The 15,110-nt window shown below is 45.5% G+C and carries 12 protein-coding genes and 2 pseudogenes; 6 read left to right on the top strand and 8 right to left on the bottom strand.

The genetic code is table 11. The features are described from left to right. Positions 1–25: 25 nt before the first annotated feature. Positions 26–286 carry a hypothetical protein gene (locus PLE7327_RS08710; RefSeq protein ID WP_015143477.1) on the bottom strand — a complete coding sequence of 87 codons (261 nt, stop codon included), beginning with the start codon at positions 284–286 and terminating at the stop codon, positions 26–28. Between the two features lie 161 nt (positions 287–447). Further along, positions 448–1,409: pseudogene (locus PLE7327_RS08715) on the bottom strand (RNA-guided endonuclease InsQ/TnpB family protein); the annotation flags it as partial. A gap of 62 nt (positions 1,410–1,471) precedes the next feature. Here PLE7327_RS08715 and PLE7327_RS23275 point away from each other — a divergent pair. Then, positions 1,472–2,313, top strand: a pseudogene (locus PLE7327_RS23275) (IS5 family transposase). A gap of 199 nt (positions 2,314–2,512) precedes the next feature. On the opposite strand, the gene era reads toward PLE7327_RS23275, so the two are convergent. Then, a complete protein-coding gene (gene era, locus PLE7327_RS08725; RefSeq protein ID WP_015143479.1) occupies positions 2,513–3,463 on the bottom strand; it encodes a GTPase Era in 951 nt (316 codons plus the stop codon). After that, positions 3,460–4,599 (bottom strand): succinylglutamate desuccinylase/aspartoacylase family protein, encoded by a 1,140-nt coding sequence (locus tag PLE7327_RS08730; protein ID WP_015143480.1) that lies wholly within the window; start codon positions 4,597–4,599, stop codon positions 3,460–3,462. The genes era and PLE7327_RS08730 overlap by 4 nt, the downstream gene beginning before the upstream one ends. Positions 4,600–4,730: 131 nt before the next feature. Between PLE7327_RS08730 and PLE7327_RS26140 the strand changes: the two genes are divergently transcribed. Further along, positions 4,731–4,853, top strand: coding sequence for a hypothetical protein (locus PLE7327_RS26140; RefSeq protein WP_256377722.1), 123 nt, complete (start codon positions 4,731–4,733; stop codon positions 4,851–4,853). 141 nt (positions 4,854–4,994) lie between these two features. Then, positions 4,995–5,633, top strand: coding sequence for a VWA domain-containing protein (locus tag PLE7327_RS08735; protein WP_015143481.1), 639 nt, complete (start codon positions 4,995–4,997; stop codon positions 5,631–5,633). A gap of 18 nt (positions 5,634–5,651) precedes the next feature. Here the strand turns inward: PLE7327_RS08735 and PLE7327_RS08740 are convergent, their stop codons facing one another. Both PLE7327_RS08740 and PLE7327_RS08745 read right to left on the bottom strand, forming a co-directional pair. Next, positions 5,652–7,082, bottom strand: coding sequence for an oligosaccharide flippase family protein (locus PLE7327_RS08740; RefSeq protein ID WP_015143482.1), 1,431 nt, complete (start codon positions 7,080–7,082; stop codon positions 5,652–5,654). Between the two features lie 119 nt (positions 7,083–7,201). Then, a complete protein-coding gene (locus PLE7327_RS08745; protein ID WP_015143483.1) occupies positions 7,202–9,772 on the bottom strand; it encodes an EAL domain-containing protein in 2,571 nt (856 codons plus the stop codon). A gap of 449 nt (positions 9,773–10,221) precedes the next feature. On the opposite strand from PLE7327_RS08745, the gene PLE7327_RS08750 reads away from it, so the two are divergent. The 3 genes from PLE7327_RS08750 to PLE7327_RS08760 all read left to right on the top strand — a co-directional run bounded on the left by PLE7327_RS08750 (position 10,222) and on the right by PLE7327_RS08760 (position 14,149). After that, entirely contained in the window at positions 10,222–11,835 is a 1,614-nt protein-coding gene (locus PLE7327_RS08750; protein WP_015143484.1) for a hypothetical protein, read from the top strand. A 115-nt stretch (positions 11,836–11,950) separates the two neighbouring features. Next, on the top strand, positions 11,951–12,541 hold the full coding sequence (locus PLE7327_RS08755; protein WP_015143485.1) for a DUF3038 domain-containing protein: 591 nt from the start codon (positions 11,951–11,953) through the stop codon (positions 12,539–12,541). A gap of 96 nt (positions 12,542–12,637) precedes the next feature. Continuing rightward, a complete protein-coding gene (locus PLE7327_RS08760) occupies positions 12,638–14,149 on the top strand; it encodes a DUF4335 domain-containing protein (RefSeq protein WP_015143486.1) in 1,512 nt (503 codons plus the stop codon). Between the two features lie 83 nt (positions 14,150–14,232). Here the strand turns inward: PLE7327_RS08760 and PLE7327_RS08765 are convergent, their stop codons facing one another. Next, a complete protein-coding gene (locus PLE7327_RS08765; RefSeq protein WP_041393036.1) occupies positions 14,233–14,802 on the bottom strand; it encodes a DUF308 domain-containing protein in 570 nt (189 codons plus the stop codon). A gap of 56 nt (positions 14,803–14,858) precedes the next feature. Beyond that, positions 14,859–15,005 carry a hypothetical protein gene (locus tag PLE7327_RS24795; protein ID WP_186005375.1) on the bottom strand — a complete coding sequence of 49 codons (147 nt, stop codon included), beginning with the start codon at positions 15,003–15,005 and terminating at the stop codon, positions 14,859–14,861. Positions 15,006–15,110 lie beyond the last annotated feature (105 nt).

A 15,110-nucleotide genomic window follows, 5' to 3' on the forward strand; every position in this document is an offset into this window, starting at 1 on the left:
TCCTGGCAAGTTGGCTGAAGGTCAACTAATAATAGAAAGTAAATAAGATGCATGCAAGGATTTCGTTTACTTGTTTTTGTATAGTTTGGATTCTTCGTTCGGCAAAAGCTCGATGGAAAGCGTCGCAGTTGGCGATCGCTTGTTTAACGTTTTTTAATACTAATAATTTAACGCGATCGGACGGTTTGGCTTTTTTCTCCATCTGCCGAGCAATGGCCAGAGGATAGCCATTGCCGCCCGATAGCTGGCTGAAAGTGTTACGGTTAGGGAAGTCTTCGCGTTTCACTCCTTAATTTACTCTCGCCTTTGACGGTTATCTACAGTCAATGTACCCAATATTTGTCTCAGAAATACAATCTTGAATATATTTCTAGTACATTTTGGCAACTAATTTCTTGACATCCTCCCGCCGCTAAATCAGAGATTGTAGCGAGGGATTCCTAAACCTCACGATTTAGGTTTCTGTTTCCTTCCCTTACGGGTTTTGCTCAATTGCCCTTTAGAGCTATGTCTATCAGGTCTTACACTCGATCCACAGACTGTCACGACGAGTCCCGCCGCCAAAATATTACGACTGGCGTTGATGTCTCGATCGTGGGTAGTCCCACATTCCGGACAAGACCACTCTCTGATGCTCAACGGCAGCTTATCAATTACAAAACCGCAGTTCCCACACCGTTTACTCGATGGGAAAAAGCGGTCAATCTTTACCAGTTCTCGACCATACCACTGGCATTTATATTCGAGTTGTCGAACCAGTTCACCCCACCCCGCATCACTAATGCTGCGTGCAAGAGAACGGTTTTTAACCATATTGGGCATAGCCAAATCCTCAACCGCAATCACTTGGTTTTCGCGTACCAGTTGAGCTGTCAGCTTATGCAGAAAATCCTTTCTAGAATCAGCAATTTTAGCTTGAATTCTAGCCACAGCAATTCTTGCTTTCTCTCTATTCTTAGAACCTTTTTGTCTTCTAGAAAGAGTCTTTTGTGCTGCTCTAAGTTTTCGGTATTTGTTGTTGAAATGCTTGGGGTTGGTAATTTTTTCCCCGTCGCTGGTAGTAATCAAGCTAGTCAAACCAGCATCCAAACCAATATTTTTAATAGTTGGGTGCAGTGGCTTCACTGTTGGGTCATTAACCAAACATTAACCAAAAAAGAAACAAACCAACGTCCAGAAGGATCGAGCTTGACCGTCACAGTAGACGGGTCACAACTAACGGGAAAATATCTACTCCAAACAATATTCAAAGGTTCTTTGCATTTAGCCAACCACAGTTTGCCGTCCTTGTATTTAAAAGCAGACTTGGTAAACTCTATCGAACCGCCGTGACGTTTTTTCTTAAACCGAGGATACTTAGCTCTTTTACCCCAGAAGTTAGCAAAAGCTTTTTGCAAATGCCGCAAGCATTAGACCTCCAGCAAAAGTCAGAGTAAGTTAGGTAAAATAAAACCAAATTACAATTCGAGTTATGACTTACTCTCAAGTAAAAAATTTAAAACCGACAGAGTTTAAACGGCTTTGTGGAGTATATCCAGAGACGTTTAAAGAGATGGTAAAAGTTCTAGAAGCCGAAAAAGTCTTACAAAAAAAACAGGACGACCAAATAAATTAAGCGCAGAAGACCAAATCTTAATGACTCTTGAATATTGGCGAGAGTATCGCACCTATTTTCATATCGGAACTAGCTGGGGAATAAACGAGACAACGGCTTTACGAATCACCAGAAAAGTAGAAGATATTTTAATGAAATCGGGACTTTTCAATCTGCCTGGGAAAAAAGCTGTTCAACCCCAAAATACAGAAATTGAAATTGTCGTAGTAGATGTAGCAGAACATGAAATAGAAAGACCGAAAAAAACAAAAAGCTTACTACAGTGGTCGGCAAAAGTGTCACACGATAAAATCGCAAGTTTTAGCTGACGCAAAAACGAGACAAATTCTTTGTATTGCTCATGAGAAGGGAAAAAGTCATGATTTTAAGATTTGGAAAAATAGTAAAATAGGAATCGAACAACAGATAGAATGTTTGGCTGATAAAGGATATCAAGGAATTCAGAAACTTCATCCCAACAGTAGAATTCCCAACAAAAAAAGCGCAATCAACAGTTAAGTCTAGAGCAAAAGAAGTTTAATCGTAAGTTAGCAAGTGAAAGGATTGTAATTGAAAATATTCATCGCAGTCTAAAAATATTCAGAATTCTTTCAAGTCGATATCGCAACCGAAGAAGACGGTTTGGGTTGAGATTTAATTTGATTGCTGGCATTTATAATTATGAACTTCTTTCCCACTCCAATTATGCGATCGCGTAACACTTTTGCAGGAGGTCTATTGTTGCAAGGGGACACAGCTGACATTATTATGGAGGACTCGGCATTGCTAAGGGGCTGTGTGCGGAACCACTTCCGCACTTTAAAAGCCCCGTCTTGCCGCTAACCCTCGACGGGTCTAGCGGGAGTCTCCTGCCGAGAAACTAGATGAAAAAAGAGTCAGGGGCATGAAGTTTTTCGCTCATTCTTCGACGCGATAGCCAAATTCTGCCAGTTGTAAGCGGGATTGCCGCCATTTTGGTTCTACTTTAACAAATAGTTTTAGGTAAACATCGCCTGCAATTAACTTTTGGATTTGCTCGCGGGCAGCGACTCCTATTGCCTTGAGCATAGCGCCACCCTTGCCGATTAAAATTCCTTTTTGAGATTCTCGTTCGACATTGATAGCTGCGAGAACGCGGGTAATTTTTGGCGTTTCTTCGACTTGTTCGATGACGACGGCAACTGAGTGAGGGACTTCTTGGCGAGTTAGCAGCAAAATTTGCTCGCGAATCAATTCTCCCATGATGAAGCGTTCGGGGCGATCGGTAATTAAATCGGGCGGATAATAGTAAGGTCCGGGTTCTAAACAATCGACTAAGAGATTTTGCAGCGTTTCTAGTCCTGCCCCCGTCAGTGCAGAAAATTTAGCGACTTTCCAGTTGTGGGATTCGGCGAGGCACGTGTAACTCTCATCGATCGCTCGATAATCTGAAGGTTGTAAGTCGGCTTTGTTGAGTCCTAAAATGACTGGCGTTTTCGTTTTTTCTAGTAGTTCGACGATGTAGCGATCGCCACCTCCCGCCTCGACGGAACTATCTACGACAAATAGTACGACATCGACAGAATTAATAGCATTGATAGCATTTTTGACGAGGACTTTTCCGAGTTCGTGATGGGGTTTATGGATTCCGGGGGTATCGACAAAAATAATTTGCGCTTTCTCGGTGGTGAGAATTCCCTGAAGGCGATTGCGAGTCGTTTGCGCGACGGGCGAAACAATGGCAACTTTGTGCCCGACTAGATGATTCATTAGGGTCGATTTGCCCACGTTGGGACGACCGATGATGCCGACAAATCCAGATTTAAATCCCGGCGGCGGCGTTGGAATGGCTAAAGGGGTTGATTGTTGGTCAAATTCTTCAGAATTCATAATTCAAAGTTCAGAATTCCTAAAACGTATTCGCCTTGATTGACCGATTGATTGGTGGAAATATCGAAGACTAATCCATCGGTTTCTGCGCAAATATCGATCGCGGTTGGCAGGTCTCCACTTTTATTAAAACTTAAGAGTTGATAGAGGCGATCGCCTGCTTTAACAGAAGTTTTCAAGGGAACCCTTTTTTGAATCATGCCTCCTGCGATCGCGTAATAATTTTTAATTTGATGTCTTCTAACTAATTGAATCTCAGTCGAGGCTGGATAGTTAACGGAGTGCCCTGCTAGAGTCAAAATCCCTTTGTAGGCAAGGTAGTTTTTAATTCCCTTTACCCCCACTTCAACAGATTCTGGATTCATTTGCATTCCCGAACCGAGTTCTAACGTCCATGCTTCTAAATCAAATTTAATGGCTTTTCCCAATTTTGTCAGTTGTTTTTCTAAAGCCAACCAAGGTTTCATAAACGCTTCATCAAAAGCATTTCCGTCGTATTCAGTCATTAAGATGCCGTATTCTAAGAAAAAATATTTGGCACTTTCTTCTCGTCCCTGAAAACAGTATAAGTAATCGATTCCTTGGTTGCTCGAACTATGAATGTCGATAACAAAATCGGCATCCAAGCATAAAGATTGTAATTGATATCGATATCGATCTCTGTAGGGAACGCTACTGGGTTTTTGGATTCGTTCTAATTGTTTGGCAAAAGCAGCTTTTTGTTTCTCTAAAAAATTTTTTCTGACTTCTTTGATGTCCAGATTTTTTTGCGTTTTGACAAAAGTTGCTAAATCTTCACATTCTTTTTCATAATCCCAGAAAATACGATTCCAGTCTCTGCCATCGTAACTATTAAATCTTCCGGCTGAAAAAAAGTGACTTCTCTGATTCGTTCCCAAAGGATTGCAGACCGGAACTAACCAAATTTCTCCAGTTATTCGATCTTCATCTAGCTCGGTCAAAAATTCAATAAGTTGATGAATCACTGCATTGCCAACAATTTCAGATCCATGGAGATTGGATTGTATATAAACTTTTTTCCCCGGCTGTTTGCCAATGAATTTATAAACTTGAATAGATAAATTATCGCCCGAAGCGAGTTGCAGCAAATCGATTTGAGAAGTAATAGGAATCATGCTCAAAAGAAAGAAGTGAAATTAAATACAATTTTTTGAGGGGCGAGCCAGCACCGATATAATAAAAATTATTGTACGATCGATAGTTACTTAAATAATTATCAATAACTATTATTTAATTTCGTAAATAGTTGAGAAGACTTAAGTATGAAGAAAATGGCTTCTCCACTCAGCCTGCTGTCTTTATCGACACTTCTTTCTATTTTTCTTCACTTCAATCAGCGATCGCGTCTTCGGAACGCCAGCGTCAGTAGCACAGCAAAACATTCGAGTTAATACCGTTCGCTCGTTGCCAGTACTGAGCGATTATTTCTACTAATTGATGCTGTTATTTCCAGAGAATTTCGGGGAATCCTAAAACTGTAATCGTATTGGTAGCTTCCCCGGAAAGTCCTATGAGTCAAATGCCAATGAAGTTTGACAGCGCTTCTCTAGCAGCGCGAGATTATACGCTGATTATCGATAAAAGCGGCAGTATGTCTACTGTAGAGCGAGCGGGAGGTCAAACGCGATGGGAGGCAGTTCGAGAATCTGCTTTAGCTTTAGCGAGAAAATGCGAGGAGTTCGATGCTGATGGGATGACGGTTTATGTGTTTTCTAGTCGATTCAAGCGCTACGATAACGTAACATCGAGCGACATAGAAAGAATTTTTCAAGAAAATAAGCCAAGCGGCGGTACTAACTTGGTAGCTGTTCTGCAAGACGCAATTAACAACTACTTTCAGCGTAAGGCAACTGGAAAAACAAAACCGTTAGGAGAGATATTTTTAGTCGTTAGCGATGGCGAACCCGACGATCGCATTGCAGTCAGCGAAGTAATTCTCAATGTCACTCGCAAGATGGATCGAGATGAAGAACTCGGTATCTCTTTGATTCAAGTGGGTTGCGATCCTGGAGTAGCTAAATATCTCAAGTCATTGGACGATCTCCTGCAAGGATTGGGAGCAAAATTTGATATTGTCGATACTGTCAGCTTTGATGAAATGGAAAATCTGACGCTGACAGAAGTTTTAATGAACGCGATCGCTGATTGAAATGAGTGAGTATAGAGTTTATTTGCGCGACAGTTTTGCCCAGATCGCGCTTGGTTTGCCAAGGGCATGAGTGCCAATAAGACTGGCAAATACGCAATACGCACAAGTAGCAGCGATCGCCGTAGGGAGAAAATCTAGCTCGATTTTTTGTAGAATGGCAAATACAGCTAGCATCAACAAACCGAGAAGAAGCGGACGGCGCGCGATCTGCCACGGTCGCAGCGAAAAAAGACGATGATTTGTTGCCCAGACATATTGACCGCAGGCAAGGACTTGCATCAAGAGTAAGGAAAGAGCTGCACCGAGTAACTGATACTGAGAAATTAGCGCTATGCTAGCAAAACCGCCCGCGATCGTCGTCACGATTACCTCGCGCAAGTTAACCCGTTCGCATCCATTGGCGACCAACGAATAGCTTAAGGGTCGAACGATCCCAGAGGCAATCAACCCGAAAGAAACGATGTTTAGCGCTATAGTTGCTTCAAGAAAGCCAGTGTTTCCGTAGAGAAAAACGAGTAAATTTCCGCCAATAAATAAAAGTCCGACAATCAAGGGAAACGCCACGGCTAATAAAATTTCCACCAGACCTTCAACCAATTGACGCTGTTTTTGTTGACCCGATGCAATCGTCTGCGACATTCTTGGAAAAGCACTCGTGACAATACTTTGGGAAATAATTTCAAACGGTTGCATCAACTGTATAACACCGCCATACAGACCGACGACAACTTCCCCACCCAGAAGCGATAAAATAAACGTCAGCATTCTTTCTCTAAAAACCGCAATTCCTTCGATTGCTAAAAATACGCGAACCGCATTGCAAGTATCCCAGATAAAGCTCCAATCAATTCGCCACTGAAGTTTGACCGTTCGTGCGAGCAAGCCCCATTGCAGGATGAGGATAGCTACTTCCGAGAGTACCATAATTACTGCAACGGCGTTAATGTCGTAGTCTAGCCTCATTGCCCAAATTGCAGCTAGCACCCGCAAAATATAAAATGGCACCGTACTAAATGCAATAAGGTGCATCCTCTCCTGTGCTTGAAATATAGCTTCTGTAATATTGGAGAGCGAAAAGGGAGCGATCGCCGCTCCGAGAATATAGCAAACCATTGCCGTATCTGACTTGTAGGGAAGAGCAAAAACGACGAGAACCAGCAGTCCATAGGCAACGAGACTAAAAAAAAGCTGCAATAAAGTGCCGCTGGTCAAATAAATCGGCGTTTCTTGGGGATAGCGCGATAGTTCTCGCGTAAACAGGGTTTTAAACCCCTGCGAAGCCAGGGACATAAAGAAAAAATAATAGCTGAAGGCTAGCGTATACTGCCCCAACTGATAGGGACCCAACAAACGCGCGATCGCGGCAAACAGGACAAAAGTCGTGATGCTTTGTGCCAAGCGATTGGATACTATGGCGAGCGAATTACTAAAGAATTTTCTTTTTCCCATTATCAAAGAGAGCAGCGAAGCTAAACTTTGTTTGATTAAAAGGGAAAATGAAAGAAAAATAAAGTATTGGGCTTGTCATTAGAGTTTAATGACACATAGAGAAATGACTGCGCAGCTTCTCAAACTTTCCATTGCGGATCGCTTGCCAAAAGTTTCGTTGCCGCTTCCTTCGAGAGCGGTTTTGAGAAGAAATATCCCTGTCCGTATTCGCAATTTAAGGATTGAAGCGCCCTAACTTGATGGGCGGTTTCTACTCCTTCGGCGATTACGTCAAACTCTAAATTGTGACCCAGCATAATGATAGTACGAACGATTTGAGCGTACTTATAACTTTCTCGATCCTCGTTGAGATGATTGACAAATGACTGGTCGATTTTCAGAGTATCGATGGGAAAGGCATGCAGATTGCTCAGCGATGAATATCCCGTGCCAAAATCATCCAAACTCAATCTGAGTCCGAGTGCTTTTAGCCGCCTAAGCAGTGCTAATCCTTCTTCAAAATCGTTCATCATCAGACTTTCGGTAATTTCTAACTTCAATCGCTCGCGATCGATGGGAATGTCCTCTAAAATTGTCTCGATTTGTTCGACTAAATCGACTTGAGAAAACTGTCGGCGAGAAAGATTGACGCTCATGATTAGAGAGGAATGTTGGGGAAATTGCTCCCGCCAGCAATTCATCTGAAGGCAAGCTTCTTGCAAAATCCACTGACCGATGGAAATAATCAACCCATTTTCTTCGGCGACTGGCACGAACAGTTCGGGAGACACAAAACCTCGCTGAGGAGACTGCCAGCGAATTAGCGCTTCAAAACCGCTAATTTTGAGCGTTTTAAGCGAGACGATCGGTTGATAGTAGAGCTGAAACTCCCGACGGGCGATCGCTCCCCTCATCTCGGTTTCTAATTGCCAGCGCGTCTCTGCCTGAGCGCGCATTCCGGCAGCAAAGATCTGATGGCGAGCTTGACCTAATTCTTTTGCCTGATACATGGCAATATCGGCTTCTCGCAACAGTTCTTCGGCATCGAAATCGCTACCCGTCCGGTTGTAGGCAATGCCGATGCTGACGGTGGTATAAATATCCTGTCCTTGCCATTGAAAGGGATGGGTTAATTCTTTTTGCAGGCGGTCGGCGAGTTGAGTGGCCTCATGTTCGTCGTCGATCGCGCTCAAATAAATAGCAAATTCGTCTCCGCCGACGCGAGCGAGTTGTTGTCCTTTGCTATCAAGCTGTTTTTGCAGGCGCTTGGCTGTATTGCGCAATAGCCAATCGCCAGCTTCTCTTCCCAAACCGTCGTTGATTCGCTTGAAGCGATCGAGATCGAGAAAGAGAATCGCGATCGTGACATTCTGAAACCTTTTCTGACGGTTGATTTGTTCGAGCTTTTGGAGAAAGGCGCGGCGATTGTGCAAACCCGTCAAGGCATCGCGAGAGTTACTGTAAAAAAGTTGATGGACGAGTACGCCAGCACTGGTTGCCATAACTGCGATCGCGGGTGGAACGACCGGAATCCAGTCCGATTGAACGAAGGCAAGATAGCCAACGAGCCACAATCCGCCTGTAGAGATTGCGACAGCTGCGCCAAGATGAAGGGGGTGGTGCAACCGCAAGCCCAACAGTCCTCCTACTAACGACCAGAGCCAGATCCACAGCCATTCTCCCCACTGCGCCCAGAACCAAAACTGGCGTTGATTGTCTAGCACGGTAGCGAGAATTTGACTGACCATTTGCGCGTGGATAACTACCCCCGGCATGAAGTTGTTATTTCTTGCTCCGGCGCTATAGGGAGTAGCGAATTGGTTTTTACCATTCGGCGCTACCGTCCCGACGAGAACGACCTTATCCTCGATCCAAGTGGGATCTACCTTGTTGTTGAGGACATCAGTTAGCGTGACTTGTCGCACGACTTGCTTAGCTGAACGATATTTGAGCAAGGTTTGCCAACCCGATACCTCGGCAGCAGGTATCTGATATCCGCCAGAATTCTCTTGGAGGCGAGGTAAGGAGGTTTTGCCAATTTGCAGCGCGTCGGGCGTGGCTCGAACGCTTAAATTGCCATCTTTGAGGTAGTTTAGGCTTAGCTGCAAGGCAAATGAGTAGAATTTTTCTTTGTCCGATTCGGCATACATTAAATTGCGGCGCAACACGTTATCGTTATCGAGAACGAAGTCGCTAAAACCAACGCGATCGCGACTAACCCCAGGAGGAGGCGAGATGCTTTGACCGTCGCCGTCTTCTAGTTTGGTGACGACAATAACGTTATTGGCTTTTAGTTCCTCAAGGAGTTCCTCGCGACCGGGCGGGTAGGAGATGTTGGGGTAGATATCAAGACCGATCGCTTTTGGTCGCTCTTTTTGCAGCGCACTCAGGAGTCGCGCAATTACTCGATCCGACAGCGGTCTTTTGTTCTGGGAGCAAAGGTCGTCTTCGGTAATACCCACGACTAAAAGGCGCGGATCGGGAGGCAATGGCGGCGATAGCTGCATCATCGAGTCGAACGCGATCAGTTCCGTTCCTTGCAGGATGCCGGCTTGCCTGATTCCTATGACTAAACCCGCGATCGATAAACTTGCCAATAGCGCAGAGGAAGTGGGAATGACAGACGAACTGGCGAGTTTACGAGCGTTTCGCTGAGAGTTGGCAGCAGCAGATAGCAGAGAACGAATTGTCCGAGAGAGTTTAGCTATCACAAATTTAAATTATAAAATACAAATCTAAAAAACTCTATTTATAGGGATTTTAAGTTAATAAAAATGCAAATTAAATGAGTAAATGAAAAATGGGCAAGGAAGGAAACGAGACTGAAATGAATTTCTGCGAGCAAGCAATCGATTAAATCGACCTCTTTTATCAAGCATTAAATACATACATAACTAGATTAATAGATGAGGTAACTCGAATATGCTAAGGCGGATGCAACTCAAAAAAAAATTTTCGCGATCGCAACTTGGGCATCACTTTGAGGGTGGGAGGAAGTTCTCCTCACTCTTCCCACACTCCCCACATTTCCCTATGCGTCGAGAGCAGGGGGAGAAAAAGCTTGATTTTAAAACATGAAACTTTAATATTCGCTATACAGTCAATAACCTCTAAAAGAAGAGTTTTTCGATAATAGCAAAAAACATAATATGCTGTTTTCATGATTAGAACAGCCGAAGGTCAAGTTAATTTAAAGGCGCTGGAGGAGCTACTGCAAAAACGTCTGAACTCGGAGTCTTCAGCTAACCCTCCCCTACAGATTTACTGCGTCCTGAAAGAGGAAACCCCCATCGTTCTCATTCGCTGCCCGGAGTCCGTTATCCCCTATCCCAAGCAAATTTTTTCGCTGCTAAGACAAGCTCTGCAAGAGGAACGAATCTGGGAAAATTCCCCCATCTCGATGTATCTGATCTGGCAAGACCAAGAACGATCTGAGATTTTTGATCGTTGGCTTGCCGATTGGCAACCGAGAAAGGCAATTGGCGATCGCGACGAGTCTTCTTTGGAGTCGAAGAACTTGCAAAAAAGAGAAACGAAAAGAAAATCTGGGTTGCTAGCGGGAACTGGCATCGGGATCGTTTTGCTGCTTGGCGGTTGGTATGTCTTGACTCGTCCTTGCGCGATCGGCGACTGTCCGGCAATCGATCGCTCGGCTTTGAGTGAGGTCAAACTTTCCGCCTCAAACCAAGATATCTTAGAGGCGCGACAGCAATTGGAACGAACCATCAAAACATTACAAGCAATTCCTGGGTGGTCGAGGCATCGCAGGCAAGCAGAAATATTGCTGGCAGATTACCACAAACAATTGGCAAGTTTAACAAAAATTACAGCAGCGATCGCGACGACAGAGCAAGCCACTTCTCTAGCGCAAAATTTTTCTTACCCTAACTGGGAAGAAATTCGACAGCTTTGCCAAAAAGCGATCGCCTCCCTGCAACAAGTGCCGCCAGAAAGTCAATGGTACGCGATCGCGCAAGCCAGAAAGCGAGATTATCAGAAAAAACTCGCTGGAATCGAGCAGAGACAGCAAGCACAATCCCAAGCCAATACTAGCTTGAGAATGGCTCAAGAAACTGCAAAATTGGCGCGAATACGTCAAAAAGACGCTCAATCCCCAGCAGACTGGCAGCTAGTTCTCGCCACTTGGCAAACCTCAGTAAGGCGGCTGCGAGAAATTTCTCCCCAAACCAACACCTATCAACAGGCACAAAGACTTCTAGCTATCTATACCCCGCAACTGATAGCAGTCCAAACCCGCTACAAGCAGGAGCAGTCTGCGGCGAGTTCCTATCAAAAAGCAATAGAACAAGCCAAACTGGCAACAGATGCCGAAGCGAATGCTCGTTGGTCGGCTGCCGCATCCAACTGGCGCAGCGCTCTAATTTACATTAAACAAGTTCCGCGCAATACCTTTCAATATCGCCAAGCCGAACCCTTAATGGCTATCTATACCGTAGCGTTCGATCGCGCGGCTCGCCTCCAACAAACCGAGAGCATTCTTCAACAAATTTGCCTGCCCGACAACAAGATCTGTAACTGGGCGACCGCCGATAGCGCTATCAAAATTAACCTAACTTCTAGCTACATACAGAGAGTCTGGGAGACGGCGATTCAGGCACAAGCTAGCGCCAATTGGCAAGTACAAGTCGAGTTGCTCGATCGCATTGCCACCCTAGAGAAAAGTTTACAAAGCTTGAGCAATCATTTCGGCAAACGAGTGGAAGTTTATAATGCAGATGGAAGGTTAATGATAGTTTATCAACCGAGCAAGTAAGCGAATATTTAACCAATTGTCGCTAAAATAAAAGACTTGAAAATAGCCATCGCCGCCTTGTTTCCAAATTAGTAACCGCCAAGCCACAACAGTTTCGCCGTATTAAGCTATAGTTATGGGTTCGAGCGCGAACGCACCTCTATCGACTCCCAAACGGGAGGATTTGCCACTTTCACAAGAGCCAGATGCCCAACAGTTGGACAATATTAAAGCTCATTTAGACATTATATTAATGGCTCTAGAGGCTCTGACTAAGATCGGCTCGGAGGAAGTACTCAAAGCAGCCCAAGAGCTAAAATTGGAATCAATTATCGCCGATCGCGTCGAACTGTGGCGCTTGCGCCAGTCGAATCCATTGCGCAAGAGTTCGGGCGGGCGAAAAAAACTGGATGTAGAAGAAGCGCGATCGCTCGTTCTGATTATCTGCTACCTTGCTAGGGGGCACCACGAATTAATTCGTCGCGCGGTAACGTTACTAGAGCAAATCACCGAACAAAATAAAGCTCCCCATCAAACCGCCCTGCTAGGAGATTATTTAGATGCCTTTACCAATAGCTATCAGGAACGTATGGAAGATGGAGAACAAATCTCAACCGAACAACTGTCTCGCCTAGCCCTCAAACTGCTAATCGATTTACTCTTCTATAGTGCAGTCAACGGTCATCGCCGTCTGTGGCTAGCTTTGCTCGATTCGGCACGATCGTGAAATTTGAATTTTAGATTTTTGATTTTTGAAGATTAAAGTCTAGATCAGGAAACAAAGAAACCTAATTTTGCCGTTCCCCAGACTCGTCAGTCAATCATGAAAGTACTTTCCGATTCTCTCATCCGACGATATACGCCTCCAACTTGCACGCTAGAGATTTGGGCAAAACGTTCTCCCCTCTCTTTTTGGAGCGAGCGTCAGTTAGTCAAAGAATTGCGCTTTGAACTGCGCTTTGACGATCCGAGATTGCCGACAGAAGAGCAGATCTCGACTCGTGGCGATCGCGCTCAAATTCAACAGCTTGGCGATGTTGTTGGCAACTACATACAAAACTTTCTCCGGCAGACATCCTTTCAAATTCCCGTAGCGGTGGAGACGCTAACGCTTCCCTCTACTTATTCGCCAGAAGCGCGTGCCAACGAGCCGATGGCTTCGCCCGCTCGCCCTGAGGGCGAGCATAACCGATCGGTTCCTTTTCCTTCCTCTCCCGCACTCAAGCCCAAGGGATTGCTCTCGCACGAACTTTCTTTCGGTTCGCTAGCGGTAAATTCCTCAAAACCCGCCATTGAACTGAGCGTTTCTCAATTATTCGACCTCGCCGAAGCCCTAGAGCAATTCAGCGCGGAAATAGATACTTTACCCGCGCTCGACAAAATTAAAAAGCGAAAAAAAACTGTTATCTGGGCAAGTACGGCAACAGTAGCCTTGTTGGCTGTTGGCACAGCGATCGTCGGCACAAGAATTTTTCAAGCCTCCGAGCGACAAGCCGCCGATATTGCAGCTTCTCAAAGAGAGGCAGATTCAAAGCGAGATCCTCAATCAAACCTTGGAGAGGCTATCCCTCCCGTTCCTGTGGCACCGACGGACGAGCCAATTCCCTCTCCAACCATGCCCCCATCGCTAAAAAATCGCGAAACCCTACCGCCACCTCCATCGGTTAGCGAACCGACAAATTCTTCTCGCCGGACTTCCGTACCTCCAGTCCTGCCTCCCCCTCCCCAATCTCCCTCACCTTCTGCCAACGCTAAGCCAGCTTCGCCCAAACAATCGACGACTGCAGTTAGTCCCGAATCTCCCAAGAAAGCACAACCTAGCTCTAGCGCTCCATCCCAGCCTCCCACTACCGCCCCAAATGGAGAGCTTAACCTACCGACATTGCCATCGCTCCAATCCGAGCCTTCCTCTGCCAATGGGCAAACCCAATCGGTTTCTCCTTCAAAACCGGAAGCAGGCAATACCGCACCTGCTAGCACGCCAAATCCAACAGCCTATGCTCCCTCGGCAGCAGCCCCCCCTGCCTCTTCCCAAGCCACGCAGAACCTGCTCGATACCATCCCCCAAGTTGCAGAAGTCAGACAGTATTTTCAAGAGCGTTGGAAAGCTCCAGAGGGCTTAAATCAGAGGTTAGAGTATCGCTTGATGCTCGATCGCGAAGGCGCGATCGCTCGTATCGTTCCTCTCGGACGCGCTGCCAATATCTATCTCGATCGCACCCAGATGCCGCTGATGGGAACTCCCTTTGTCTCTCCGCTTGAGACGAACGAACGAGCAACGATTCGTCTGGTTCTCAATCCCGACGGAAGCGTGAAAACATTTTTAGAGGAGTAGAATCAGAAAAACCCTCTCATCGAGAGGGCTTTGGCATTTCTAGATAGCTGAGTGACTGGCTTATTAAAATAGAACTGAGTACTTTAGGCTGAAGCTGGGCTATCGGACTGAGGCAAGTTAGAACGCCAATTTAACGATAGCATTACGCGCGAAATGCCAGTGACGATAACGCTAGCACCTACGAGCGTTCCCAGTAGCCAAGGAGCATTGAAAGGCCACTCAAACCAAATTATTCCGCCCAGCACTAAGGTAATGATGCTATTACCCAGCGCCCAAGTCCAATTTTGTTGTCCCCGCAGCCTGAATGCTAGGATTAGCTCGAATACTCCTTCAGTTAGTAAAAAGCTAGCTAGCAACAGGGTCAGCGTCAGGACACCCGTGAGAGGATAAACAAAAAGCATCACGCCCGTTGCAATATAAAGAATGCTCAACAACAGCTTCCAGATAAAGCCACCGCGATCGCGGGTTTGGAACGCATAGAATAGCTTAGCCACCCCTGCCGAAGTAAGAAGCAATGCAATCCAACTCTCAACGACAATCGTCGAGATATTAGGTAGGGCAATACCAATAATCCCTAAACCAATTAGAAGAATGCCAATCCAAAGCGTCCCTTTGTTCTCCCCCTTTACATCGCCAGAAACGTTAGTTGTCAAGATTAATTCGTCGATCTTCAACTATTATTCTCACTTCTGCTCCACACCGATCTAGTCTAGATTCGCTCGCCGCTTTGTAAGGCTTGAAATGCGAGTAACGCTAAGGCGGCTACGCCCGCGATCGCTCCCCACTTCAGTGCCGGATTCTTATCCAACCCATCTAAAAGGCTTGGTACGACCTGTTGACTAAAGTCTCCGTCCACTCTCGTTTAGTCTGGAACGGGATCGTACAGGTTGTTCGGTGCCTCCTCCGACTTAGCATCTGCCCTAAGATAGGACTGAGATCGAATAGGCTCTAACTGAAGTGC

Source organism: Pleurocapsa sp. PCC 7327 (assembly GCF_000317025.1).
GTDB lineage: Bacteria > Cyanobacteriota > Cyanobacteriia > Cyanobacteriales > Microcystaceae > Hydrococcus.